The following is a 22,300-nucleotide window of genomic DNA, read 5'->3' on the forward strand; positions in this document are numbered from 1 at the left end:
CCACACGGCAACGAACTCGCCACACAGCAACGAGCGCCACGCGCCACCCCCCACCGGCTACTCCACGAACCGTGACCAGAAGTCGACCTGTCGCGGCCCGCCGTCCGGCGGCGGGCCCAGCGGCTGGTCGCCGAAGTCGTGCCGCAGGTATCCCCGCAGGTCATAGCCGTAATAGACGATGTCGGTCTGATACACCGAAAGCACCGGATATCCCGTGCTCCCGGCTATCCCCGGCAGATAGCGGTGCCCGCAGACGGGCACGAGCTGCGGGACACGCGCCAAATGCGAGCGCGCTCGCGAAAGGGCGTCGGCCAGGTCGATCGGCCGCATACCCCACTCCGGTAGCCAGAAGCCGTTGTGCTCGATGTCGTAGAGCACTCCGTCGACCGGCCAGTCCAGCCGTTTTCGCAGCTGTTCGGGGTTGCCGCAGCGCCAGTCCGGCCAGCGGTCGCCGATCGGCACCCCGGCGGCGAGAAAGGTCCGGTGGTCGGCGGCGAACCGGAAGCCGAAGCGTGCTTCGATTTCGTCGAGCTCGGCCTCGCTCAACCCGGGACGCACGGGTTCGGCCAAGCTCGCCTGGAGGTCGTGTGCCTCCTTTGGGGTGAAGGCGGGCTCAACTGTGGACATGTGTTCGAGCCTAAGTCGCGCGACGCGGAGGCGCCTTCTCTTTTAACGCGGCTCCGCTGAGCGGCTCTCATCACCCACATGAGGCTCCTCCCCCGGGGTGAGCTCGCCCTCTCAACGCCTGGACCTCGGAACAGACCGGCTCCGGGTGTAGTTCACTCATGTCGTGACTTCTCCACGAACGCAGTCCCGCGTGCGGGCGCCCGAGCTCGCCGGTGACGTGTGGCTCAACACCGGCGGTGAGCGGCTCACGCTCGCCGGGTTGCGCGGCCGTGTCGTGCTGCTGGACTTCTGGACCAGCGGCTGCGTCAACTGCCTGCACGTGCTGGACGAGCTGCGCCCACTGGAGGCCGAGTTCGCCGACGTCCTGGTGACCGTCGGCGTGCATTCGCCCAAGTTCCTGCACGAGGGTGAGGCGGCCGCGATCGAGGCGGCGGTGCGGCGCTATGAGGTGCATCACCCGGTGCTCAACGATCCGCGGATGACCACCTGGTCGCAGTACGCGGTCAAGGCATGGCCGACGCTGGTCGTCGTCGATCCCGAGGGTTACGTCGTCCACGTCGCCGCCGGTGAGGGACACGCCGAGGCCCTGCGCCGGGTGATCGCCGACCTCGTCGCGACGCATGAGGCCAAGGGCACGCTCCGCCGCGGCGGCAGCCCGTACGTCCCGGTGGAGGAGCAGTGCACCGAGCTGCGCTTCCCGAGCAAGGCCGTCACCACCGCGGAAGGCCGCATCCTGGTCGCCGACACCGGCAACCACTCCATCGTCGAGTTCGCTTCCGACGGCGAGACGATCATCCGCCGGTTCGGCAGCGGCGCCCGCGGTGCGCAGGACGGGCCCTTCGACCTGGCGAGTTTCACCGAGCCTGCCGGGATCACTCTTCTGCCGTACGAGGTCGCGGAACGCGTCGGTTACCACGCCGTCGTCGCCGACACGGCCGGTCACCGGCTGCGTGGCATCGACCTGATCACCGGCGACGTCTCCACGGTCGCCGGTACCGGCAGCCAGTGGCGCGACGGCGTCGACACCGGCAAGGCCCTCGACATCGACCTCACCAGCCCCTGGGACGTCGCCTGGTGGGGCCCGGCCGGCGGGGTCGTGGTCGCCATGGCAGGCAACCACACACTGAGCGTGTTTGAGCCGGTCTCGGGCACTATCCGTCGCTTCGCCGGTACGACCGTCGAAGGGCTGAAGGACGGCGACGTCCACGAAGCGTTCTTCGCGCAGACGTCCGGTCTCACGCCCAACGGCCAGAGGCTCTGGCTCGCCGACGCCGAAACGTCCGCGCTGCGCTGGATCCAGCCCGAGGGCGAGTCGTTCACCGTGCACACCGCGGTCGGCGTCGACTTGTTCTCCTTCGGCCACGTCGACGGCTTGGCGGAGGAGGCGCTCCTGCAGCATCCGCTCGGCCTCGCCGTCCTGCCCGGCGACACCATCGGGATCGCCGACACCTACAACGGCGCGATCCGCCGCTACGACCCGCTCACCCGCCGCGTGACCACGCTCGCGACCGGTCTCGCCGAACCGTCCGGACTGCTGGTGCACGACGGCGAACTGCTGGTCGTCGAGTCCGCCGGGAGCCGGATCGGCCCGGTGCTGCTCGGCGAGAAGTCCGTCGACGGCGACGCCCACGCGGTCCGACGGCCGCCGACCGTGCTGGCGCCGGGTGAGCTGGAGTTTTCCGTCGTCTTCATGCCGCCGCCCGGCGAGAAGCTTGACGACCGCTTCGGCCCGTCGACGCGGCTGGAGATCAGCGCGTCGCCGCCGGAGCTGCTCGCCGACGGCGCGGGCGTGGGGACCGACCTGTTCCGCAAGCTCCGTTTCGCCGAGGGCGTCACCGAAGGCGTGTTGCAGGTCGTGGTGCAGGCGGCGAGCTGCGATGACGGCGCCGAGCATCCGGCGTGCCGGATCACCCGGCAGGACTGGGGTGTGCCGGTGCGTTTCGAAAACGGTGGAGAAAGCACACTGAGCCTGGTCATGGCCGGGGATCCGGGTAAGTAGAGTCGTCTTCGTGTCAGATGGCCCGAAACTCGAGATTCAGATGCTCCACGACAGGGTGCTCGTGCGGCTTTCCCCGGAGGAGGGCGAGCGGCGCAGCACCGGCGGCATCGTCATCCCCGCCACTGCGCAAGTGGCGCGGCGGCTCGCCTGGGGTGATGTACTGGGCGTGGGCAACAGTGTGCGGAACGTCAAGGCAGGCGACCGCGTGCTGTTCAACCCGGATGACCAGCACGAGGTCGAGATCCAGGGCGAAGGGCACCTGGTGATGCGGGAGCGCGACATCCACGCCGTGGCGACCGAGCGGTCCGAACACGGCACGGGGTTGTACCTGTAGCTCAAGCCGCGGGAGGGGTGGTGAGGGTCGGTGCGCGACGATCATGACGAACCGGGCGGCGACCTGTTCACCGACGAGCTCCTCCCGGCCCCCTTGAACGACGAGGACCTGGTAGACGAGCTCTTCGAGGGCGATCGGGTGGTGCATCCGCCGCCGACACCCGCGTCGAAGTTCCGCAAGGGCGTCGGCAAGGCCTTCATGGTCGCCGGGGTGCTCATGGGCCTCTTCGTGCTCGCGTACGCGATCGACTTGATCGCCAGCGCGGGCGACGTCCCTCGCGGCGTCACGGTCGCCGGGATCGACGTCGGCGGCCTCACACACAAGGAAGCCGAGTCGAAACTCCGTCGTGAGCTGGAGCCCCGGCTGATCTCACCGGTGCGGGTCCGCGCCGGCGACGTCGGCACGGTGCTGTACCCCACGTCGTCGGGTCTCGGCCTGGACTGGCCGCAGACGCTGGGCCGCGCCGGTCATCAGCCGCTGAGCCCGTACACGCGGGTGATGTCGTTCTTCAGCAGCCGCGAGGTCGGCGTCGTCACCTGGACCGACGCGCCGAAGCTCGAAAAGGCCGTCGCCGACCTCGCCGCCGCGAAGCTGAACCGTCCGCCGGTCGAAGGGAACATCACTTTCCAGGCCATCGCGAACACCGACGGCGGGGTCCTCCCGGCCGCGGTCGAGCCGAGGGCGGGCCAGACGGTCACCGACGTCAAGGCGTCCGTCACCGCGGTCACCGAGAGCTGGTTGAGTGACGACGGCGTCGAGTTGAAGGTGAACGTCGCGCCGGTCAAGGCGAATTCGGCGGGGGTGCACGCGGCGCTGGACAAGATCGTCGCCCCGGCGGTGGCGAAACCGCTCGTCATCCGCGGCGAGGGCAAGGACGCGGTGCTGAAACCGGACGCGATCGCGGGTTCGTTCCAGTTCGCCGCACGCGACGACGGCAACCTCGAAGTCCGCATCGACCAGGGCAAACTGCGGGCGGCCGCGCAGCCGCAGCTGAAGGGGACCGAGACCGACGGTGCGGACGCGCAGATCGTCTTCGTCGGGGACAGGCCAGCCGTGCAGCCGTCGAAAGACGCGCGGAAGGTCAACTGGGACCTGACGTTCACCCCGCTGACCTCGGTGCTCGCGAAGAGCGACGAGCGCGAGCTGAAGGCCATCTACGACGCCAGCAGTCCGGCCGTCAGCACCGACGCGGCGACCGTACTCGGTATCAACGAGGTCATTGGCGAGTTCACCACGTCGGGCCTGAGCGGGCCGGCGATGACGAACGTCCAGGCGCTGGCCACCCGCGTCTCCGGCGCCATCGTGAAACCGAACGAGACGTTCAGCCTCGGCGCCCGATCCGGCGCGAGGACGGCGGACGCGGGTTACGTCCCCGCCCCGGTGCACGAGGACGGCACCGGTCCCGTCGTGGTCGGCGGCGGTGTCTCCCAGCTGGCGACGACGCTTTACAACGCCGCGTACCTGGCGGGTCTCGCCGACGGCGGCCATCTGGAACACGACCACTACCTCGACCGCTATCCCGTCGCGCGCGATGCGAAGGCGATCAACGACGACGGGTCGCCGGTCGAGCTGCAGATCGTCAACGACGCGCCGACCGGTATCGCGATCCAGGTGATCCCCGCCAACGGTTCGGTGACCGTGCGGATCTGGGGCACGAAACGCTTCGCGGTCCAGAGCGCGGGCGGCGAGCGACACTCCTACGTCGCCCAGCCGGTGCGGGTCGGCTCGGGCCCCGGCTGCGTGCCGGATCCCGGGGCCGCCGGGTTCAGCTCTTCCGATACCCGCGTGCTCACCGACGTCGTCTCCGGCATGGAAGTCCGCCGGGAGACCCGCAACGCGACGTACTCACCCCGCACGACGGTCATCTGCGCCTGACGGCTTAGCGCAGCACCATGCAGCCGCGGGCCTCGAAGTCCGACAGCCAAGCGGGCTCCCGGAAACGCTTGTTCCAGCGCAGATCCAGTTTGTCCAATTTGGACAAACGCGGGAGTGAATCCGGCAGCGAGGTGAGCAGGTTTTCGCGGAGGTCCAGCTGCCGCAGCTCACTCAGCTCCCCGATGGACGACGGCAACGACGTCAGCCGGTTGCCACGCAAATGCAGCTCACGCAACGAGGAGAGCGTCCCCAGCGACTCCGGCAGACCCGTCAGTCCGTTGTTGTACAAGCGAAGTTCGCGCAAAGACGTCAGCCCGGAAAGGTTTTCCGGCAGCGTCGAGATGCGGTTGTCCGTGCACCCCAGGTATTTCAGCCGTCCGAGTGAGCACAACGCGACGGGGAATTCGGTCAGCCGGTTGTCACTCAGGTAGAGGTATTCCGTCAGCCCGGGAAGCTCGCCGAGTTCGTCCGGCAGGGCGGAAAGCTCGTTGTGCCCCAGGTCGAGGGTGTGCAGATGCCGCAACGAACCGATCGCGGGCGAAACGGAGGTCAGCCGGTTGGCGGCGAGATTCAGCACCCGGAGCCCGGACCGCGACCACAGTTCCTCGGGAACGGAGGTCAGCTGGTTGTCGTACAGGTCCAGGTACTCGAGAGACGCCGAAAGAGCGAGGCCGGGCAGGGAGGTCAGCCCCTGGCCACTGAGATCGAGCCGAGTGGTCACAGGGGCTGACGCTAGCGGGCTCAGGTCGCGGCCCGGTGCCCGCCGCCCCTGATCTTCGGATAGATGGCGGCCGCGGCGATGACGCCGATGACGGCCGCGCCGACCTGGAAGGCGTGCCGGATCCAGTCGATGCCCGCGGTGTCGCGGACGCCGAACACCCCGGCCAGCCAATTGCCGATGAAAGCGGCGATGATGCCGACCACGATCGTCAGCCACATCGGGATCTTCTGATCGCCGGACGCGAGCATGCGGCCGAGCACGCCGAGGATCAGGCCGACCACGATCGTGGTGATGATGCCCCAAAGGCCACCCAACATGGTTCCTCCTTCGCTGGAGATCGAGTTGGGCTCACGGTGACACCAAAACCGCGTCACCGCGCCCCAAGACCCCTTACCGGGTGACACCCCGGCGGCCATAGAGGTTCGCGACCAAGGTGACCCCGATCGCGGCGACCACGATCTGCGTGATGATTTCGAGCCAGTCGAATCCGTTGGTGTCGGCGTAGCCGAGGCCACGGGCGATCCAGGTGCCGATGAAGGCGGCGGCGATACCCACGATGATCGTCAACCAGAGCGGGATTGACTGCTTGCCGGGTACGAAGAACCGGCCGAGCAGGCCGAGGACCAGGCCGACCACGATCGCGGTGATGATGCCGGTGACAGGCATGGAAAGACTCCTTTGCAGAGGTCTCCGCCCGCAGGCGGACTCGGCACCGGGGTTCCCGCTCGAAGGGTCGTGAAACGCCGAAAGGCCCCCTCGACATCCGGAGGGGGCCTTTCCGTTATCCGATGGTGTCTAGAACGCCGCCTCGGAGATCTCCATGAGGCTGTTGTCGGCGGCTTCAACGATCGCGCGGCGCGCGGTCAGCTCCGGCAGCACGTTCTTCACGAAGAACGACGCCACGGCGATCTTGCCCTCGTAGAACGGGGTGTCCTTCGCCGACGCACCCGCGTCGAGCTTGGCGATGGCGACCTCGGCGTGCTTGACGAGCTGCCAGCCGATGAGCAGGTCGCCGACCGACATCAGCAGGCTGACCGTGTGCTGGCCGACCTTGTTGATGTTCTGCGGGTCCTCCTGCGACGCGGTCAGGTAGCCGATCAGCGAGCCGAGCATGCCCTGGGTGTCTTCGAGCGCCTGCTTGAGCAGACCGCGCTCGTTCTTGAGCCGCCCGTTGCCGACCTCGGACTCGATGGTCTTCGTGATCTCCCCGGCGACGTAGGCCAGCGAAGCGCCCTTGTCGCGGACGATCTTGCGGAAGAAGAAGTCCAGCGACTGGATGGCCGTGGTGCCTTCGTACAGCGAGTCGATCTTCGCGTCACGGATGTACTGCTCGATCGGGTAGTCCTGCAGGAAGCCGGACCCGCCGAAGGTCTGCAGCGACTGCACGAGCTGCTCGGTCGCGCGTTCGGAGCCGACACCCTTGACGATCGGCAGCAGGAGGTCGTTGACGCCTTGCGCCACCTTCTGCGACGCCTCGTCGCCCTCGCCGGTCCACACCTGGTCCTGGAACGTCGCCGTGTAGAGGTACACCGCGCGCAGGCCCTCGGCGTACGCCTTCTGCAGCATCAACGAGCGGCGGACGTCCGGGTGGTGGGTGATCGTGACGCGCGGCGCGGCCTTGTTCAGCATATTCGGCAGATCGGAGCCCTGGACGCGTTCCTTGGCGTACTCGAGCGCGTTGAGGTAACCGGTCGACAGCGTCGCGATGGCCTTGGTGCCGACCATCATGCGGGCGTATTCGATGACCTGGAACATCTGCGCGATACCGTCGTGCACCTCGCCGAGCAGCCAGCCCTTGGCCGGGGTGCCGTGCTGGCCGAAGGTCAGCTCGCAGGTGGTCGAGGCCTTGATGCCCATCTTGTGCTCGACGTTGGTGACGAAGGCGCCGTTGCGCTCGCCCAGCTCACCGGTCTCGCCGTCGAAGTGGAACTTCGGCACGAGGAACAGCGAAAGGCCCTTGGTGCCCGGCTTGGTCTCGATGCCGGCGCCCTCGGGGCGGGCCAGCACGAGGTGCATGATGTTTTCGCTCATGTCGTGCTCGCCGGAGGTGATGAACCGCTTCACGCCGTCGATATGCCAGGAGCCGTCCTCCTGCTGGATGGCCTTGGTGCGGCCGGCGCCGACGTCGGAACCGGCGTCGGGCTCGGTGAGCACCATCGTCGCGCCCCACGCGCGGTCGATCATGATCTGCGCCCAACGCTTCTGCTCGGCGGTGCCGTTCTTGTCGATGATCCCGGCGAAGTTCGGGCCCGCCATGTACATGAACAGCGGTGCGTTGGCGCCGAGGATCAGCTCGGCCGCGGCCCACTGCACGGTCGGGGGCAGGCCGAAGCCGCCCAGTTCGTTCGGCAGGCCCAGCCGCCACCATTCGCCGTCCATCAGCGCCTGGTAGCTCTTCTTGAACGACTCGGGGATCTTCACCGAGAAGGTCTTCGGGTCGTACACCGGCGGGTTGCGGTCCGCGTCGGCGTACGAGTCGGCGAGGGGACCCGATGCGAGCTTGTTCAGCTCGGTCAGCACGCCGCGCGCGGTCTCCTCGTCGGATTCCGCGAGGACGCCCTTGCCGAGGCGGTCCTGCACGCCGAGTACCTCGAAGAGGTTGAACTCCAGGTCTCGGACGTTGCTCTTGTAGTGGCCCATGTCGTCACTCCAATGTGTTCGGCTCCCCGGCCGGGCACACGTCCCCTACTCGCCGGTAACTTCAGGATATTACCTGTGGGTAACCACGGCAAGTGAATGGCCACTGTTGTGACGTGGAAATCAGCAAGATAGGGGGTCTCAGCGGGGGGACGGCGCGATGGGAGCAGCGGCCGGCGGGGCCTCGGGCGGATTGTGCGCGTCGTCGGGGTTCGTCACCAGGATGCCGGAACGGAACGCGATGGTCACCGCGTGCGTCCGGTCACGGGCCGAAAGCTTGCGCAAAATGCTCTTCACGTGGGTCCGCACGGTCTCCACGGACAGGAACAGGATCTTCGCGATCCCGGAGTTCTCCAGCCCCTCGGCGACCAGCTGCAGGACCTGGTATTCGCGCCGGGACAGCGGCATCAGGCCGCGGGCGGTCGCCGGTTTGGGTGGATCGCCGATCTTGGGGAGCACGGGCTGGCGCTTCGGGCGCGCCGTCAGCGCCGCCAGTGTCGGATCGATGTAGCGGCGGTCGCTGTGCGCGCGCCGGATCGCCTCGGTCAGATGGCGGCCGTCGGTCGCCCTCGGCACGATCGCGTGCACCCCGGCCGCGATGGCCGCGGCGAGGTACTGCTGCGTGCGGTTGGTGTCCCTGACCAGCGTGATGATGACCAGCGCCGGGTCACCGCCGCTGAGCAGCCGGGACAGGTGGCAGTTCGGGTCGAGTGCCGAGTCCAGCACGATCACGTCCGGTTTGAGCTGTTCGCACAGCTGGAGCGCGGCATGATGGCTGGCCGCGTGCCCGAGCCAGTGCAGGCCTGGGGTGCGGTGGACCAGCGAACTCAGTCCCTCACAGAAGATCGGGATCGGATCGACGGCGGCCACGCCGAGGCCACGGCCGCCTGGTGACGGTCCGCCAAGCCTGCCGGCCTGCGTTCGGTTCGGCTCGATGCTTCGCATCACGGACCCCTCCGTCTTCCTGCACTGTCATCTCCGGACGAGAGGACGTGAGTCCCTTCGGTGACCACGGCCCCCCGGCGTGGTCGCCCTCGTCAACCGGTCCCCCTGCGGGACCGGACGGATATGACACCTCGTAACTATTACGAGTCAGCAGGCCGGCTCGCGTGACGCGGTATCCCCCTCATAGATGTATCGCATCGTCGCAGCAAACTCTGCGTATCAGCGGTTTGTTGATCTCTTGCTCGAATGAGCGCGATGGTGGGAGAAGTTGGCGGATTCGCTACTCAGAGTGGGTTTCGGCCCGGCTGCGCTTCCTGCCGGAGGCGGCCGAACTCGTCCCCGAGCGCCGCGGGCGTCCAATGGGCGTTCAGCCCACTCGGATTCGGCAGCACCCACACCTTCGCGCCGCCGATTTCGCCGTCTTGCTCGCCGACCGTCGCCTTCGGCAGGCCGAACGCGGCCCGAAAGGCTGTGATCCCGACCACTGCGAGCCACCGAGGCCGGTACTCGGCGACCCTGGCCGTGAGGAGCCGTCCACCTTCGCGGAATTCGTCCTTTGTCAGTTCGTCGGCCCGCGCCGTCGTCCGCGCGACGACGTTGGTGATGCCGAGGCCAAGGCGTAGCAGCTCGTCTTGCTCTGTGGGATCGAACTGCCGGGGGGTGAAGCCGCCTCGATGCAGTGCCGGCCAGAACCTGTTGCCCGGTCTGGCGAAATGCAGGCCGAGCGCGCCGGAGTAGAGGCCGGGGTTGATCCCGCAGAACAGGACGTCCAGATCGGGTGCGATGACGTCGTCGAGGGTTTTGCCGTACGCGGCGGCCAGCTGGTCCTTGGTCGGTCGAGTTGTCACCGGACCAGTTTCCGGCAAGCGGACGCCGCTGTACCGGCGACCGGACAGGCGTCCCGGCGTGACTCAGGACACGACCTGTCGTCGCAAGGGGTGGCCAAGTCACCACGACCTGCGTACTGTTTGTGATCTCGCACACAAGGTTGTCTTCGAGGAGGCGTTTTGCAGCTCTCGCTCATCCTCGGGCTGGTCGCCTTGATCTTCGCGGTGGCGACGGCGCTGGTGGTCATGGAAGACCGGCGGGCCGCGCGGCGCGCGGCCGAGCAGCGGCGGGCGAGACTAGCGGACCTTGGCGAGGTCGATCCGCTCGCGGCGCAGCGGCTGCGTCATTGAGCCCTCGGCGGTGACAAGAAGCTCGACCGTTGAGGGAACGGGCTTCCGCACCAGGCTGAGCAGCAGTGCTCCGGCGATCCAGCCGAGCATCGCGCCGCCGGTGTTGGTGAGCAGGTCGTCGACGTCGAAGATCCGGTAGACGTACGGCGCGGTGCCGAAGTTCGCGGTCAGCTGGGTGGTCTCGATCAGCAGCGACGCGGTGAAGCCGATCAGCGTGGTGCCGATGAGGCCGCGCTTCCACAGCGTCCTGGCAAAGAAACCGAGCGGGACGAACAGCAGCACGTTCATGCTGGCCTGCTGGAAGGTCTGGGTGGTGAACCAGTCGGCCATCGGCAGCCCGTGCTTGAACAGTTCGCTGTGGATGTCGGTGATCCATTGGAACGGGTTGAGCTGCACGGTCTGGCTCAGCCGGTTGACGCCGGGGCCGGGCAGCGGCAAGAAGGTCACCGCGAGGGTCATGGTGGCGTAGAGCAGCACGGCGGCCATGGTCAGCACGGGACGAAGACGCACCTGGCCGTGCCTGGCGTGCAGGACGATCAGCTGTGGGATCAGCACCGTCGCCCAGAATGCGAAGAAGGCGATCAAGCCGTACTGCAGGGCGGTGACCTGTGCGTTCGTCATGACCACGACGTTATGGATCATGAAGGGTCCGCCACTTCGGTCGAAGGGCCGCGGCGGACGGGACGGGATCGGCCAAGTGGCCGACCCTGCTCTTGGCCGATCGGCGATATCGGCTTTTCCGCGTGCCGGTGGCCGTGGGAATCTGCGTGGATGCTGCCTGTTCGCCGGTTGACGGCCCAAGATCTCGACGTCTTCCGTGAAATCCGTCTGCGTGCCTTGACGGACACCCCCGAGAACTACGGCTCGGTCGCCGAGGCCGAACGAGCCCAGTCCGACGAGGAGTGGCTCGCGAGGCTTGACGAAGACGCCTGGTTCGTCGCCTTCGACGACGAAAGCCGTCCGGTCGGCCTGGTCGCCGGCCGGGTGCGCGACGACGGCTGGATCCTCTATTCGATGTGGGTCGCACCCGAAGCGCGTGGCCAGGGCCTCGGCGAGAGGTTGGTGCGCGAGATCCGGTCCGCCGCCGAGGAGGGTGGCGCGCGCGAGGTGTGGCTGCACGTCGCGGAGGACAACGACCGGGCCCGGCGGCTGTACCTGAGGCTCGGTTTCGTCTCGACGGGTGAGCTGGAGCCGATGCCGAACGACATCACCCGTCGGCGTGAGCGGCTTTATTTACCTGTTACCGCCGGTAGCAGTAAATAGCTTAACCTCGCGGTATGGACAACGTCGTCGTCTTCGACCGCGCCGGGCAGGGCGAGCCGCTGGTACTGATCCACGGGGTCGGTCACCGGCGTCAGGCCTGGTCACCGGTGGTCCCGCTGCTCACGCCGCAGCGGGACGTGATCACCGTCGACCTGCCCGGCTTCGGCGAATCCGCGCCGCACGAGAACGGCTACGGCATCGAGTCCGCGGTCGAGATGTTCGGGAAGCTCTTCGTCGAACTCGGCCTCGACCGGCCGCATGTCGCGGGCAACTCGCTCGGCGGCCTGCTCTCGCTCGCGCTCGGGGAAGCGGGCCTCGTCCGCAGTGTGACGGCGTTGTCCCCGGCCGGGCTGTGGACGCCGCGGCAGCAGCGGTACGCGCTGAGCATGCTGCGCACCCACCGCCTGCTCGCCGAACGGATCCCCGAACGCACCGCGCGCCGCCTCGCCGCGACCCCGGCGGGCCGGTCGATGCTGACCGGGATGATCGTCGGCCGCCCGGATCGGCTCACCACGCAGGCCGTCTTGGACGACATCCGCGCGCTCGCTTGCTGCCCCGGTTTCCGCCCGACGCTGGAGCAGGCCCGTGGCGGCTTCCGGTTCGACGGCGTCGTCAAGGACGTCCCGGTGACCATCGCGTGGGCGCGGCGTGACCGCATCCTCGGCCGCCCCAAGGCCGCCGAGCTGCGGCGGATCGCCCCGAAGGCGCAACTGCTGGTCCTGCCCGGCTGCGGGCACGTGCCGATGAACGACGAACCCGAACTGGTCGCGCGAGTGCTGCTGGACGGCAGCTCACTCGCCAGGTGACGGTTGCTTATCGTCCTGGTTTTTCCTCTGGTGAAGGTCAGGTTCGCCAGGCAAACTCCTCCGCCGTGCGCCTGTTGGGGACCCCCGCGCGCGAATCGGAGGAAAGATGAAGCTCTCTACCCGGCTGGCCGTGACCGCCGGTGCCGCGCTGATCGCGCTGGCCGCCGTCGCCGCACCGGCGTCGGCGGCGCCGAGCGCGACCACCGACGTCCGGCTGATCACGTTCAACGATTTGCACGGCAACCTCGAACCGCCGTCCGGGTCGAGTGAACGCGTCACGCTGCCCAACGGCAACATCGTCAAGGCCGGTGGTGCCGCGTACCTCGCGACGCACCTGAAGCGGCTTCGCGGCGAAGTGCGTAACTCCGTCGTGCTTTCGGCCGGTGACAGCGTTGGCGCGTCGCCGGTGATCTCGGCGTTGTTCCACGACGAGCCGACCGTCGAACTGCTGAACATGCTCGGCGTCGACGCCTCCGTGGTGGGCAACCACGAATTCGACGAGGGTCTCCAGGAACTCCGCCGGATCCAGCACGGCGGCTGCCATCCGACCGACGGCTGCCAGTTCCGGAAGTCCTTCAAGGGCGCGAACTTCCCCTTCCTCGGGTCCAATGTGTACTACGAAAACGGCTTCCCGGCGTTGCTGCCGTTCAGCATCGAGTTCTCCGGCGGCGTCCCGATCGGCATCATCGGTGCCACGCTGAAGGATCTGCCGCAGGTCGTCACCCCGGAGGCGATCAAGGGCCTCAAGTTCGGCGACGAGGTCCAGGCGATCGACCGCACCGCGAAGCTGCTCGACCTCTTCGGCGTCAAGGCGCAGGTCGTGCTGCTGCACCAAGGCGACAACTCCGGGACGGCCGGACCGGACGAGTGCAAGGTCCAGCCGGGTGCCGCGACCGCCATCGCGCGAAAGGTGACGTCCAAGGTGGACGCGATCTTCACCGGGCACAGCCATCAGCAGTACAACTGTGTGGTCAACGACCCCGACGGCAACCCGCGCACCGTCATCCAGGGCGCGTCGTTCGGCCGCCTGCTGTCGGTCGTCGACCTGAAGATCGACCGCCGCACCCGCGACGTCGTCCGCGGCGAGACCAAGGCACACAACGAGATCGTCACCCGCGACGTCGACCCGGACGACGACGTGCAGACGCTGATCAACGAGGCAAAGGCCAAGGCCGCGCCGATCGCGAACAAGGCCATCGGCACCATCACCGCCGACCTGAACGCCAAGGGCGCGGCGTCCGGCGAGTCCCCGCTCGGCGACGTCATCGCGGACGCCCAGCTCGAAGCCACGCAGTCGAACGGCGCGCAGATCGCCATGACGAACCCGGGTGGCATCCGCACGGACTTCAGCTACGCGTCCTCGCCGAACGGTGAGGGCGACGGTGTCGTGACCTACGGCGAGGCGTTCGCCGTGCAGCCGTTCGCGAACATCATGCAGACGATCACGCTCACCGGGGCGAACCTGAAGAACCTGCTCGAACAGCAGTGGCAGGCGAACGGGATCGTGCGGACCCTGCAGATCTCGAAGTCGCTGAAGTACTCGTACTCGGCTTCGGCTGCCCAGGGCTCGCGCGTCTCGAACCTGACGCTGAACGGCACGCCGATCGACCCGGCGGCTTCGTACCGCGTTTCGGTGAACAACTTCCTCGCCGCCGGCGGGGACGGCTTCACCGAGTTCACGAAGGGGACCAACCTCTCCGGTGGTCCGGTGGACCTGGACGCCCTGATCGCGTACTTCGCGGCGCACCCGAACGTCGCGCCGCCCGCCGCGGACCGGATCACCGTCCTTCCGTAACCCCGCCGCGCGCTGCCATGAAGGGGACTTTCCTTGCGAAATCCGCACTGAAAGTCCCCTTCATCGCATCCGATGGGGGCGTTCGGGGGTGGTTTTGTCAGTGACCCAGTGCACAATGGCCGCCATGACGACCTGGGAAGAAGTCGTGGGCCTGGCGGCTCTGCTGCCGGAGGTCGAGGAGTCGACGTCGTACCGCACGCCGTCGCTCAAGGTCGCGGGCAAGAACTTCGCCCGGCTGCGCACCGAGGCCGAGGGCGGGCTGATGCTGCTGTGCGAGCACGCGGAGAAGGAGGCCTTGCTGGCCTCCGGCGACCCCGCGTACTTCACCACACCACATTACGACGGCTACGGCGCGATCCTCGTCGACCTGGAGAAGGCCGACAAGACGCAGTTGCGCGAGCTCATCGAAGAGGCCTGGCGGCTCAGAGCACCCGCCAAGCTCACGAAGGGACTGGAGGACTAGCGGAGCTCCCCTTCGAGGAGGCTCATCAGATACTCGTCGTGCCATTTGCCGTCCGGGCCGCGGAACGACTGGCGATGCCTGCCGTCCACCTGGAACCCGATCTTCTTGTACACGTGGAGCGCGGTCTCGTTCCCGGCCACGACCCACAAGGCGATCATGTGCAGCCGCATCATGTCGAAGCCGTAGCGGCAGATCGTGCGCATGGCGTCGGTGCCGTAACCGCCGCCCCAGTGGTCCTTCTCGCCGAGGTAGATGTCCAGCTCGGCGCGGCCCTGTTCCGGAGTGGCGTCGCGGAGGCCGATGACCCCGATCAGCGAGCCGACGGCGAGGGTCTCGATCCCGAACACCACGGACTCGTAGCTGTTCGGCTTCTTCTCGGCGAAGCGTCTGCGCATCTGCGCGAGCGACTCCGGGTGATCGGCGGTCAGCCAGCGCATGACCTCCGGATCGTTGTGCCAGCGCCACAGCGCCTCGACGTCCTCAGGTTCGATGGGCCTCAGCTTGATCAGCTCGCCGGTCAGCATCCGCGTTTTCTCCGATGGTCGTCGGTTTGTCCGATTATCTCGCGACACCTGGGAGCAGCCAACGCATTATCGGGATTTCCAGCAGCACCCTGTCGCCGAACGGCTCGATCTCCTCGCCTGCCGCCCACCCGTCGTACTTCACCGCCAGTGCCGCGAGAACATCTTCGCGCAACGCCTCGCGATGCACGCGTACGAGGCCTTCGGCGACAACGGGGGCGTCGCCGTCGTCGAGATACACGAACCACACCGGCGTGACATGCGGGGAACCGTCCGCGCGGAGCGTGCACAACCACACGTTGCGCTCCCTGGCGAGGCGTTCGATAAGCGATTGATCACGTTTCACCTGGTCAGCCTGCCCGAAAGCTAGGGTCCCGGGCGTATGAAGGTCCACCAGTACTGCTCTTTCGCCCTGAAGAGCGAAACCGTGTCCGCCGCGGAGGTCACCGCGCGGCTCGGCATGCGGCCCGACGAGGTCATGGTGCTGGGTTCGAAGTTCCCCGAGCACCGGGTGCCGCGCATCCACACGTGGAAAATCGTGCAGCGTGGCACGGACTCGGTCGACGACCAGATCGAGCGCGTGATCGGCAGGCTGGCCCCGGTCCGCCCTGGCATCCGGGCGCTGGTGGACGAAGGCGTGAGTGCCGTGCTGCAGGTGGTCCGCTACTTCCATCACCGCGACGGTGGCGAGAAGTTCGGCTGGTATCTCTCGCCCGCCGTGCTGGCTTTCCTCACCGAGGCCGCCGCCGCACTGGACGTCGACGAATACGACCTCAGCGAATGAGGTCGTTCCATTGAGGGGCAAGGCAACCGCGGCGTGGTGCCCGGGCTCGCTGTGACCGACTTGTTCGCGGGGCTGGCGGCCAGAGCGAAGGCGTGACTCGCCTGCTCAAGCACGCGAGTTCCGCCTTCAAGCACGCGAGTTCCGTCTTTAAGCACGCCACTCACGCCTCCTGGACCCGGCACCCACTGGGCCACTTCCGCTGAGCCGGTGCGCGGCGATGACGCCGGAGATGGTGGGATGGTGCCCCACAGCCGGACAACCCCGTTGGGAGCCCAGCATGTCGAGCGAGAACTGGCCGCTGCGTCAGGACCCGGAGTCGCCGGTCATCATCTCCCGGTCGCTGGTGGAGGACAGTGCGAACCTCGCGTTCGTCGTGCTGGACGATGACGGTGACTGGTTCATCAGCGACGGCAACGAGTTCTCCGAAGACATGGAGTCCAACCGCGACGCCTTCGGCTCGCTGCCGCTGCGGGACGCCCTGGACCTCATCCCCGAACTCGCCGTGCTCGCCGGCCTCCCCACCGGTATGGCCGCCGACTGGGATCCCGAGCGGCGCACCTGGCTGCTGAGCTCGGTCGCCGACTCCGATGACGACGACGAAGACCTCCTGGTGCGCGCCGCCCGCCTCGCCGCGTGGACGCATCCGGGCTCGCCGCTGGAAGAAGTCCAGGTGAGCACCGAACTCGCCGAGATCTCCGCCGACCCCGCCGCTCCGGTTCGTGCCGTGCGCCAGGTCGTGCGCGAGGCCGACGGCAGCTGGCTGCTCGTCGGGTTCGAGGTGCCGGAGGACCAGGACTTCGAAGTCGAAGCCCTGGAAATGGAGCACGCCGTCACCCTGTACCCGGACGTCGCGCTGGTGCTGAGCGCCGCACCCGGTCAGGTCTACGACCGGGTAAGCGCCGGTGCCCCGTGGGAACTCGTCGAAGGCTAGAGGCAGCGCAGCCAGATCGCGTGCCGCCAGGACACCCCGTCGGCTCGGACGTCGATGACGCCGAGTTCGACGTGGGTGGAAGACGCCGTGTCCGTGCCGACGCAGGTGGGCCCCGAGGCGCCGTCGTGCCACAAGTTGTCGTGGCCGACCCAGCGGGCTCCGGCCACGATGAAGCCGTCGCCGCCTTTGCCGTCCGGAGCGTCGGTGAGCCAGATCGTGTTCCCCGCCGAGTTGGGCCACGCCCAGCCCTCGACGGTGTCCGGCCGGACGTCGCGGTTCAGTAGCCAGGTCGCCGTGATCGCGACCGCCACCACGGTGACGATCGCTGCGACGGTGCGGCTTTCGACCTTCTCTTTCACGTCTGTCGCTCCGCTCTGTCAGCCGAAGTCGCAGTACATGACGTGCAGCCCGATGCGCCCCCGCGTCGGATGCTCGAACGCACCCGGCACCGTCCCGACGATCTCGAACCCGAGCCGTTCATAGACGCGGATTCCGGCCACGTTCGATTCGGCGACCGCGTTGAACTGCATGCCCGCGAAACCCCGCTCTCGCGCCCAATCCAGGACATACGCGCACAACGCACTGCCGACGCCCTTGCCGCGAACGTCCTTGTCCACCATGAAACTGGCAGTGGAAACATGCGCGCCGGGCCCATCGCGGTTCGGCCCCATCTTGGCCGTGCCGAGCACCCGGCCGTCCTCGACCGCGACCACCGTCCGGCTCGGCGGCGTCGAGACCCACGCTTTGCGAGCGTCGTCCTCGGTCATGGCGGGGTCGTAGGTGTACGTGTCCGCGGCGCGCACGACTTCGCGCACGATCGGCCACACCTGCGGCCAGTCGTCTTCGGTGCTCTCCCGGATCTCCATGTCCGCACCGTAACAAGCCGTTCGAGACCGCGGGTTCCGCCGTTTGTCCATGAAGGATTTGGGACACTCAACGTCCCAGATCCTTCATAGACCCGGGCAACAGACCGAGATCATGGACATTCGTCGAGCCGCGTCCCCGGCGGCAACCCCGCCGCGATCCCGTCGATCTTGCCCTGGACCGCCCGGTGATCGAAGACGCTCAAATCGCCGTCCGCCGCCAATTCGGCCAGAAAGCCGCGCACGTCATCGTTCTGCGCGGGGGAAAAGCCGGGGAATTCGACGGAGGACGTCCGAAGCAGCCCGGGGCCCATACATCTCAGCGGCTCGCCCGTGGACGCGTTGAGATACTGCCCGGCCGCCCCGCATTCGTCACCCGGCTTGGCGAAAACGACCGTGTACGGCCCCGGGGCGCTGCCCACGTTCAGGCCGATGATGAGGAAGACCCCGCCGACCAGCAACAGCGGGAGAATCAGCGACCCCGCCAGAACGATCAGCAAGGCGGCCGCTGTGCCGTCGCTCGACATTCTTCGCACGCGCCAGAAGGTAAGGGCGGGGCGAGGGGAGGGGTCCCGAAGTCGATCGGCTCGGGACTCAGCTGGCCGAGGCGCAGCCGGACGCCGAGTCGCCGCGTCGTTGCTTTCGCACGGTCGGCGTGTTCGACGGCGAGCGTGAACTCGGCGACGGACCGAGTGACAAGACAAAGCGAAAGCCCCAGGTCCTAAGTGGACATCCACTGACCTGGGGCTTTCGCAACTGAGCGGATGACGGGAATCGAACCCGCGTATTCAGCTTGGGAAGCTGATGTTCTACCATTGAACTACATCCGCAGTGCTCGGCCAGCATACATGGCCCGGATCACCGCTTGCCAAGACCCCACCGGCCTTGACGTCGCCGTCTCCAAGTGACAACACTTGTTGTCTACGTCGGAGGTGTGCCGGATGGGTGAGAGGCTGCCCGACCCTGAGTTGTTCCGCGAGGGCGGCTTCCGGGTCGCGTCGAGGTTGTTCATCGAGGGTGACATCAGGGGTGACGAGCGTCAGGTCGCCCGGCTGCGGAGGTTCGCGCAGCAGGAGGATCCGGCCGCGGACGCGCTGGTGCCTTTGCTGCGCGGCGGTGGGCGCGAGCTGTTCGAACAGGCGCTGCGGCAAGGAATCGACAGCGTCGGGAATCCGCCGAAGGAGCTCGAAGCGTTCTTCCGTGACGTCGAGGCGACGCCGTATTGGGTCGATTCGGAGCGGCTGGATCGCGGGGCGCGGGCGATCACGCGGGCCGGGTTGCTCGGGCTTTTCCCGCTCGGCGACGTCTCGCTGATGGGCGGCTACCTCGCTTCGCGCGCTACGAAGTCGCTCGTCGGTACTGGCGAGATCGAGTACAAGGCGGCGCAACGTCTTGTCGAGACGGCGACCTGGTGGATCGACGTGACGACGCCGGGTGCACTCGCGCCGGGTGAGGGTGGGTATGCCTCGGCGTTGCGGGTGCGGGTGGTGCACGCGCATGTCCGTGCGGCCATGAACAGTCGTGACGACTGGGATTACGCGGCTTGGGACAGGCCGATCAACCAGGTCCAGACCGCGGGCACGCTCATGCTCTTCTCCCTCGTTTACGTCTTCGGCACGCAGTTGCTCGGGCTCCGCTACAGCGCCCGCGAGCGCGCCGACATCCTGCATCTTTGGCGGTACGTCGGCTGGCTGATGGGGGTTGACGAGGAACTGCTGCCCGCGGGTGAGGACGACGCGTGGCGGCTGCTGTGGTTACTCGCCGCAACAGAGTTCATTCCCGACGACGATTCCAAACGGCTCGCCAAGGCGCTGATGAAGTCCCACGCCGGGATCGGCACCGGCCGGGGCGCGGCGGGCAAGGTGCTCGCGCATGTGTCGGTGGCGACGCACGGGTCGATCAGCAGGCTGCTGCTCGGCAAGACCAACGCCGACTTCCTGGAACTACCCAACGATCCGATCGCGCAGGCGGCGGTGGTCGCGGTGGCGGGCGTCAACTTCGCCGCCGAGACCGTCCGGCGGCTGGTGCCGGGGGCGACCGCACTCCAGGAACGGCTCGGGGCCGCCGGGCGGCGGCACTACCTCCGGCAGATCACCAAGGTCTTCCGGCTCGACCCGACCTACGGCAGGCACATGAAGGCCGCTTGACTACGCTGATCGCGTGCTCCTCAGCGACCGTGACCTCCGTAAAGAGCTCGACGCCGGCCGTCTCGGCGTCGACCCGTTCGACCCGACGATGGTCCAGCCGTCGAGCATCGACGTGCGCCTCGACCGCTTCTTCCGCGTGTTCGACAACAGCAAGTACACGCATATCGACCCGCAGCTCCAGCAGGACGAGCTGACCTCGCTGGTCGAGAAGGAGGGCGAAGACCCCTTCGTCCTCCACCCCGGCGAGTTCGTGCTGGGGTCGACCTACGAGACCGTCGCGCTCGCTGACGACCTCGCCGGCCGCCTGGAGGGCAAGTCCTCCCTCGGCCGCCTCGGCCTGCTCACCCACTCCACCGCGGGCTTCATCGACCCGGGTTTCTCCGGCCACATCACCCTCGAACTGTCCAATGTGGCCAACCTGCCGATCACGCTCTGGCCGGGGATGAAGATCGGCCAGCTCTGCATTTTCCGCCTGTCCAGCGCCGCGGAGTTCCCGTACGGCTCCAACGAGGCAGGCTCGCGCTACCAGGGGCAGCGGGGCCCGACCCCGAGCCGCGCGTACAAGAACTTCCACCGCGTCGACACCTGGCGTTAGCTCACGGGTGCTTCCCAGTCGATCCGGTGCTGCCACATGAAGGCGTTCGGATCCTCCTTCGGCGGGTTCTTGAACGCCCGCGCGACGAAGAAGTCCCGGATCACCCGTCCGACGGGTCCGACCGCTTTGGCGTCGCCGTTGCGCTTGCCGCGCTCGACGACGGCCTCCACACGCTCGCGCCGGAGCCCTTCGTAGGTGGCCAGCGCCTTCGGGATCGAAGGCACGTCACGCAGGCATCGCGCCAGCGTGACGGCGTCCTCGATGGCCATCGCGGCGCCCTGGCCCGCGGCCGGTGAGGTCGCGTGCGCGGCGTCGCCGATGATCACCATCCGGTCGGTCCGCCAGGTCGGCACGCTCGGGAAGTCGTACGTCGCCCAAGGCCGGTAGATTTCCCGCGTCGCGCGCACGATCTCGATGGCCGGGGTGCGGTCCGCGGCCAGTTGCCGGATCAGGTCCTCACGCCAGGCGTCGCCGGTCATCGTGGCGAGTTCGGCCTGGGACGGGTCATGCTTCCGGGGGACGTTCGCAAACCACCAGACGCCGCCATCCGGATGGACGACGTGCGCGAAGAACAGCCGTTTGCCGAAAGTCATGTGCATGACGCCGGGTTCATCGTCCAGGCGTAAACCGTCGGCCAGGCCGCCGGTGTTGAGCAGCGGAACGTAGCGTGGCGACGGTGCCTTCGGGTCGATGATCCGCCGCACGCGCGACCGCAGCCCGTCCGCGCCGACCAGGAGGTCACCCTCGGCCGACGAGCCGTCCTCGAACGTCGCGAGCACGCCGTCGGACGTCTCCCGCGCGTCAGCCAAACGTTTGGCATAGCGGACTTCGATGCCGCGTCTGGCTGCTTCGTCACGCAGGCCGACGTACAGATCCGAACGGAGCACGGTCTGGCTCAGCGTCCCGTCCGGCAGCGCGCCACCCAGCGGGAAGTCCCCCACTTCACGCCCGTTCCCGAGGCTCAGCTTGATCCTCGGGGTGTCGAATCCCAAGTCCTTGACCAGGCCTTTCAATCCCAGCGGCGCCAGTGCGTCCAGTCCGTTCACCGCGAGCGTCAGGAACGCGCCGACGCCCTCCGCGGTCTGGTCGTACGCCTCGTGGATCACCAGCTCGTGCCCGGTCTCGTGCAGTGCGATCGCCGTGATCGTGCCCGCGATGCCCCCGCCGGCGACCAGAATCTTCGCCATGTAGTTCACCCCATCGAATCTCTTAGAAACTAATTCGTTCTGTCGAACTAAAGACTCCGCTAGGCTGGCCGCTGTGTCAAGTGAGCGAGCGGAGCTGGTCGAGCGGATCCTCAACGGGTCGAGGGCGCTGTCGACCGAAACGGTCATGTTCCATACGGCGATTGCCGACCAGAGCGGGCTTTCGGCCGTCGAGAGCAAGGTGTCCGACTACCTCGCCCGCTTCGGCCCGCAGACGCCGAAGGAACTCTCGAAGCTCTCGGGGCTCGCGCCGGCGTCGATCACCGCGCTCATCGACAGGCTTGTGGACAAGGGTGTCGTCGTGCGGAAGCCGCATCCCGAAGACCGGCGCAAGGTGCTCATCGAGATCGACGGGGCGAAGATGGCCGCCGCCGTCCCGCTATGGGATCACCTGGTGAAGTCGGTCCGCGAGGCCTGCGAGAAGTACACGGACGGTGAGCTGGAGACGGTGATCCGGTTCCTGGCCGACGCTGCCGAGATCACGCACGAATCCACCGGGCGCGTCACCCGCCGCTGACCGGCATTACTACTTTCGGGGGTATTGCCGTAACCAGTTCGTGATAGTTTTCGGCCTCGTGTCCCCCAAAAGAGCAAGAAACCGGTTACTTCTT

Annotated in this window: 27 protein-coding genes and 1 tRNA gene; 13 read left to right on the plus strand and 15 right to left on the minus strand. The window is 67.5% G+C overall.

Annotated features, from left to right (window positions below; translation table 11 throughout):
- Window positions 1–57: 57 nt before the first annotated feature.
- The gene (locus AB0M65_RS21275; protein WP_364029881.1) at window positions 58–627 is read right to left on the minus strand and encodes a hypothetical protein; all 570 of its coding nucleotides are present in this window, start codon (window positions 625–627) and stop codon (window positions 58–60) included.
- Window positions 628–817: 190 nt separating this feature from the next.
- On the opposite strand from AB0M65_RS21275, the gene AB0M65_RS21280 reads away from it, so the two are divergent.
- The 3 genes from AB0M65_RS21280 to AB0M65_RS21290 are packed head-to-tail and all read left to right on the plus strand — an operon-like array spanning window position 818 to window position 4,835.
- Window positions 818–2,626 (plus strand): NHL domain-containing thioredoxin family protein, encoded by a 1,809-nt coding sequence (locus tag AB0M65_RS21280; RefSeq protein ID WP_364029976.1) that lies wholly within the window; start codon window positions 818–820, stop codon window positions 2,624–2,626.
- 40 nt (window positions 2,627–2,666) lie between these two features.
- Complete coding sequence (locus AB0M65_RS21285) at window positions 2,667–2,960, plus strand: co-chaperone GroES (protein WP_364029979.1); 294 nt, start codon at window positions 2,667–2,669, stop codon at window positions 2,958–2,960.
- 30 nt (window positions 2,961–2,990) lie between these two features.
- Window positions 2,991–4,835 carry a VanW family protein gene (locus AB0M65_RS21290; protein ID WP_364029884.1) on the plus strand — a complete coding sequence of 615 codons (1,845 nt, stop codon included), beginning with the start codon at window positions 2,991–2,993 and terminating at the stop codon, window positions 4,833–4,835.
- 4 nt (window positions 4,836–4,839) lie between these two features.
- Here AB0M65_RS21290 and AB0M65_RS21295 read toward each other — a convergent pair whose 3' ends face one another.
- The 6 genes from AB0M65_RS21295 to mug all read right to left on the minus strand — a co-directional run bounded on the left by AB0M65_RS21295 (window position 4,840) and on the right by mug (window position 9,986).
- Window positions 4,840–5,556, minus strand: coding sequence for a leucine-rich repeat domain-containing protein (locus AB0M65_RS21295; RefSeq protein WP_364029887.1), 717 nt, complete (start codon window positions 5,554–5,556; stop codon window positions 4,840–4,842).
- A 20-nt stretch (window positions 5,557–5,576) separates the two neighbouring features.
- On the minus strand, window positions 5,577–5,873 hold the full coding sequence (locus AB0M65_RS21300; RefSeq protein ID WP_364029895.1) for a GlsB/YeaQ/YmgE family stress response membrane protein: 297 nt from the start codon (window positions 5,871–5,873) through the stop codon (window positions 5,577–5,579).
- A 73-nt stretch (window positions 5,874–5,946) separates the two neighbouring features.
- The gene (locus AB0M65_RS21305; RefSeq protein ID WP_364029898.1) at window positions 5,947–6,222 is read right to left on the minus strand and encodes a GlsB/YeaQ/YmgE family stress response membrane protein; all 276 of its coding nucleotides are present in this window, start codon (window positions 6,220–6,222) and stop codon (window positions 5,947–5,949) included.
- Between the two features lie 129 nt (window positions 6,223–6,351).
- Window positions 6,352–8,196 carry an acyl-CoA dehydrogenase gene (locus AB0M65_RS21310; protein ID WP_364029901.1) on the minus strand — a complete coding sequence of 615 codons (1,845 nt, stop codon included), beginning with the start codon at window positions 8,194–8,196 and terminating at the stop codon, window positions 6,352–6,354.
- Window positions 8,197–8,334: 138 nt separating this feature from the next.
- The gene (locus AB0M65_RS21315) at window positions 8,335–9,138 is read right to left on the minus strand and encodes a response regulator transcription factor (RefSeq protein ID WP_364029904.1); all 804 of its coding nucleotides are present in this window, start codon (window positions 9,136–9,138) and stop codon (window positions 8,335–8,337) included.
- A gap of 284 nt (window positions 9,139–9,422) precedes the next feature.
- Entirely contained in the window at window positions 9,423–9,986 is a 564-nt protein-coding gene (mug, locus tag AB0M65_RS21320; protein WP_364029907.1) for a G/U mismatch-specific DNA glycosylase, read from the minus strand.
- Between the two features lie 159 nt (window positions 9,987–10,145).
- Here mug and AB0M65_RS21325 point away from each other — a divergent pair, with 159 nt between their 5' ends.
- On the plus strand, window positions 10,146–10,316 hold the full coding sequence (locus tag AB0M65_RS21325) for a hypothetical protein (RefSeq protein ID WP_364029910.1): 171 nt from the start codon (window positions 10,146–10,148) through the stop codon (window positions 10,314–10,316).
- On the opposite strand, the gene AB0M65_RS21330 is transcribed toward AB0M65_RS21325, so the two are convergent.
- Entirely contained in the window at window positions 10,263–10,937 is a 675-nt protein-coding gene (locus tag AB0M65_RS21330; RefSeq protein WP_364029913.1) for a VanZ family protein, read from the minus strand. The genes AB0M65_RS21325 and AB0M65_RS21330 overlap by 54 nt on opposite strands.
- A gap of 150 nt (window positions 10,938–11,087) precedes the next feature.
- On the opposite strand from AB0M65_RS21330, the gene AB0M65_RS21335 reads away from it, so the two are divergent.
- From AB0M65_RS21335 to AB0M65_RS21350, 4 genes are all read left to right on the plus strand, one after another.
- Window positions 11,088–11,579 (plus strand): GNAT family N-acetyltransferase, encoded by a 492-nt coding sequence (locus AB0M65_RS21335; protein ID WP_364029916.1) that lies wholly within the window; start codon window positions 11,088–11,090, stop codon window positions 11,577–11,579.
- Between the two features lie 14 nt (window positions 11,580–11,593).
- Window positions 11,594–12,385: an alpha/beta hydrolase gene (locus tag AB0M65_RS21340; protein ID WP_364029919.1), complete on the plus strand. Its 792-nt coding sequence runs from the start codon at window positions 11,594–11,596 to the stop codon at window positions 12,383–12,385.
- A gap of 106 nt (window positions 12,386–12,491) precedes the next feature.
- Window positions 12,492–14,180 (plus strand): bifunctional metallophosphatase/5'-nucleotidase, encoded by a 1,689-nt coding sequence (locus AB0M65_RS21345; protein WP_364029922.1) that lies wholly within the window; start codon window positions 12,492–12,494, stop codon window positions 14,178–14,180.
- 124 nt (window positions 14,181–14,304) lie between these two features.
- Window positions 14,305–14,643, plus strand: a complete 339-nt coding sequence (locus AB0M65_RS21350; RefSeq protein ID WP_364029924.1) for an MmcQ/YjbR family DNA-binding protein — start codon at window positions 14,305–14,307, stop codon at window positions 14,641–14,643.
- Here AB0M65_RS21350 and AB0M65_RS21355 read toward each other — a convergent pair.
- Window positions 14,640–15,167, minus strand: coding sequence for a GNAT family N-acetyltransferase (locus AB0M65_RS21355; RefSeq protein ID WP_364029926.1), 528 nt, complete (start codon window positions 15,165–15,167; stop codon window positions 14,640–14,642). The two genes, AB0M65_RS21350 and AB0M65_RS21355, sit on opposite strands and share 4 nt — an antisense overlap.
- A 34-nt stretch (window positions 15,168–15,201) precedes the next feature.
- Complete coding sequence (locus AB0M65_RS21360; RefSeq protein WP_364029929.1) at window positions 15,202–15,510, minus strand: pyridoxamine 5'-phosphate oxidase family protein; 309 nt, start codon at window positions 15,508–15,510, stop codon at window positions 15,202–15,204.
- A 36-nt stretch (window positions 15,511–15,546) separates the two neighbouring features.
- Here AB0M65_RS21360 and AB0M65_RS21365 point away from each other — a divergent pair, with 36 nt between their 5' ends.
- Window positions 15,547–15,948, plus strand: coding sequence for a DUF4279 domain-containing protein (locus tag AB0M65_RS21365; protein ID WP_364029931.1), 402 nt, complete (start codon window positions 15,547–15,549; stop codon window positions 15,946–15,948).
- Window positions 15,949–16,225: 277 nt separating this feature from the next.
- A complete protein-coding gene (locus AB0M65_RS21370; RefSeq protein WP_364029934.1) occupies window positions 16,226–16,879 on the plus strand; it encodes a hypothetical protein in 654 nt (217 codons plus the stop codon).
- Here the strand turns inward: AB0M65_RS21370 and AB0M65_RS21375 are convergent.
- From AB0M65_RS21375 to AB0M65_RS21390, 4 genes are all read right to left on the minus strand, one after another.
- The gene (locus AB0M65_RS21375) at window positions 16,876–17,238 is read right to left on the minus strand and encodes a hypothetical protein (protein WP_364029937.1); all 363 of its coding nucleotides are present in this window, start codon (window positions 17,236–17,238) and stop codon (window positions 16,876–16,878) included. The genes AB0M65_RS21370 and AB0M65_RS21375 overlap by 4 nt on opposite strands.
- 18 nt (window positions 17,239–17,256) lie before the next feature.
- The gene (locus AB0M65_RS21380; protein ID WP_364029940.1) at window positions 17,257–17,745 is read right to left on the minus strand and encodes a GNAT family N-acetyltransferase; all 489 of its coding nucleotides are present in this window, start codon (window positions 17,743–17,745) and stop codon (window positions 17,257–17,259) included.
- Between the two features lie 110 nt (window positions 17,746–17,855).
- Window positions 17,856–18,278, minus strand: coding sequence for a hypothetical protein (locus tag AB0M65_RS21385; RefSeq protein ID WP_364029943.1), 423 nt, complete (start codon window positions 18,276–18,278; stop codon window positions 17,856–17,858).
- Between the two features lie 223 nt (window positions 18,279–18,501).
- A tRNA-Gly gene (locus AB0M65_RS21390) sits at window positions 18,502–18,572 on the minus strand.
- A 111-nt stretch (window positions 18,573–18,683) separates the two neighbouring features.
- On the opposite strand from AB0M65_RS21390, the gene AB0M65_RS21395 reads away from it, so the two are divergent.
- Together AB0M65_RS21395 and dcd are read left to right on the plus strand one after the other, a co-directional pair.
- Window positions 18,684–19,889 carry an oxygenase MpaB family protein gene (locus AB0M65_RS21395; protein ID WP_364029946.1) on the plus strand — a complete coding sequence of 402 codons (1,206 nt, stop codon included), beginning with the start codon at window positions 18,684–18,686 and terminating at the stop codon, window positions 19,887–19,889.
- Between the two features lie 13 nt (window positions 19,890–19,902).
- Window positions 19,903–20,484 (plus strand): dCTP deaminase, encoded by a 582-nt coding sequence (gene dcd, locus AB0M65_RS21400; protein ID WP_364029949.1) that lies wholly within the window; start codon window positions 19,903–19,905, stop codon window positions 20,482–20,484.
- Here the strand turns inward: dcd and AB0M65_RS21405 are convergent.
- Window positions 20,481–21,671 (minus strand): NAD(P)/FAD-dependent oxidoreductase, encoded by a 1,191-nt coding sequence (locus AB0M65_RS21405; RefSeq protein WP_364029952.1) that lies wholly within the window; start codon window positions 21,669–21,671, stop codon window positions 20,481–20,483. The two genes, dcd and AB0M65_RS21405, sit on opposite strands and share 4 nt — an antisense overlap.
- A gap of 73 nt (window positions 21,672–21,744) precedes the next feature.
- Here AB0M65_RS21405 and AB0M65_RS21410 point away from each other — a divergent pair, with 73 nt between their 5' ends.
- Complete coding sequence (locus AB0M65_RS21410; protein ID WP_364029955.1) at window positions 21,745–22,206, plus strand: MarR family transcriptional regulator; 462 nt, start codon at window positions 21,745–21,747, stop codon at window positions 22,204–22,206.
- Window positions 22,207–22,300 lie beyond the last annotated feature (94 nt).

It is taken from the genome of Amycolatopsis sp. NPDC051071 (genome assembly GCF_040682875.1).
Classification (GTDB): domain Bacteria; phylum Actinomycetota; class Actinomycetes; order Mycobacteriales; family Pseudonocardiaceae; genus Amycolatopsis.

Excerpts from the sequence above, each read along its gene's own strand:
- AB0M65_RS21345 (WP_364029922.1), top strand. The coding sequence starts at position 12,492 with ATGAAGCTCTCTACCCGGCTGGCCGTGACCGCCGGTGCCGCGCTGATC.
- AB0M65_RS21355 (WP_364029926.1), bottom strand. The coding sequence starts at position 15,167 with ATGCTGACCGGCGAGCTGATCAAGCTGAGGCCCATCGAACCTGAGGAC.
- AB0M65_RS21315 (WP_364029904.1), bottom strand. The coding sequence starts at position 9,138 with ATGCGAAGCATCGAGCCGAACCGAACGCAGGCCGGCAGGCTTGGCGGA.
- AB0M65_RS21340 (WP_364029919.1), top strand. The coding sequence starts at position 11,594 with ATGGACAACGTCGTCGTCTTCGACCGCGCCGGGCAGGGCGAGCCGCTG.
- AB0M65_RS21365 (WP_364029931.1), top strand. The coding sequence starts at position 15,547 with ATGAAGGTCCACCAGTACTGCTCTTTCGCCCTGAAGAGCGAAACCGTG.
- AB0M65_RS21285 (WP_364029979.1), top strand. The coding sequence starts at position 2,667 with ATGCTCCACGACAGGGTGCTCGTGCGGCTTTCCCCGGAGGAGGGCGAG.
- AB0M65_RS21395 (WP_364029946.1), top strand. The coding sequence starts at position 18,684 with ATGGGTGAGAGGCTGCCCGACCCTGAGTTGTTCCGCGAGGGCGGCTTC.
- AB0M65_RS21310 (WP_364029901.1), bottom strand. The coding sequence starts at position 8,196 with ATGGGCCACTACAAGAGCAACGTCCGAGACCTGGAGTTCAACCTCTTC.
- AB0M65_RS21330 (WP_364029913.1), bottom strand. The coding sequence starts at position 10,937 with ATGACGAACGCACAGGTCACCGCCCTGCAGTACGGCTTGATCGCCTTC.
- AB0M65_RS21275 (WP_364029881.1), bottom strand. The coding sequence starts at position 627 with ATGTCCACAGTTGAGCCCGCCTTCACCCCAAAGGAGGCACACGACCTC.
- AB0M65_RS21405 (WP_364029952.1), bottom strand. The coding sequence starts at position 21,671 with ATGGCGAAGATTCTGGTCGCCGGCGGGGGCATCGCGGGCACGATCACG.
- AB0M65_RS21370 (WP_364029934.1), top strand. The coding sequence starts at position 16,226 with ATGTCGAGCGAGAACTGGCCGCTGCGTCAGGACCCGGAGTCGCCGGTC.
- AB0M65_RS21300 (WP_364029895.1), bottom strand. The coding sequence starts at position 5,873 with ATGTTGGGTGGCCTTTGGGGCATCATCACCACGATCGTGGTCGGCCTG.
- AB0M65_RS21380 (WP_364029940.1), bottom strand. The coding sequence starts at position 17,745 with ATGGAGATCCGGGAGAGCACCGAAGACGACTGGCCGCAGGTGTGGCCG.
- AB0M65_RS21335 (WP_364029916.1), top strand. The coding sequence starts at position 11,088 with ATGCTGCCTGTTCGCCGGTTGACGGCCCAAGATCTCGACGTCTTCCGT.
- AB0M65_RS21350 (WP_364029924.1), top strand. The coding sequence starts at position 14,305 with ATGACGACCTGGGAAGAAGTCGTGGGCCTGGCGGCTCTGCTGCCGGAG.
- AB0M65_RS21305 (WP_364029898.1), bottom strand. The coding sequence starts at position 6,222 with ATGCCTGTCACCGGCATCATCACCGCGATCGTGGTCGGCCTGGTCCTC.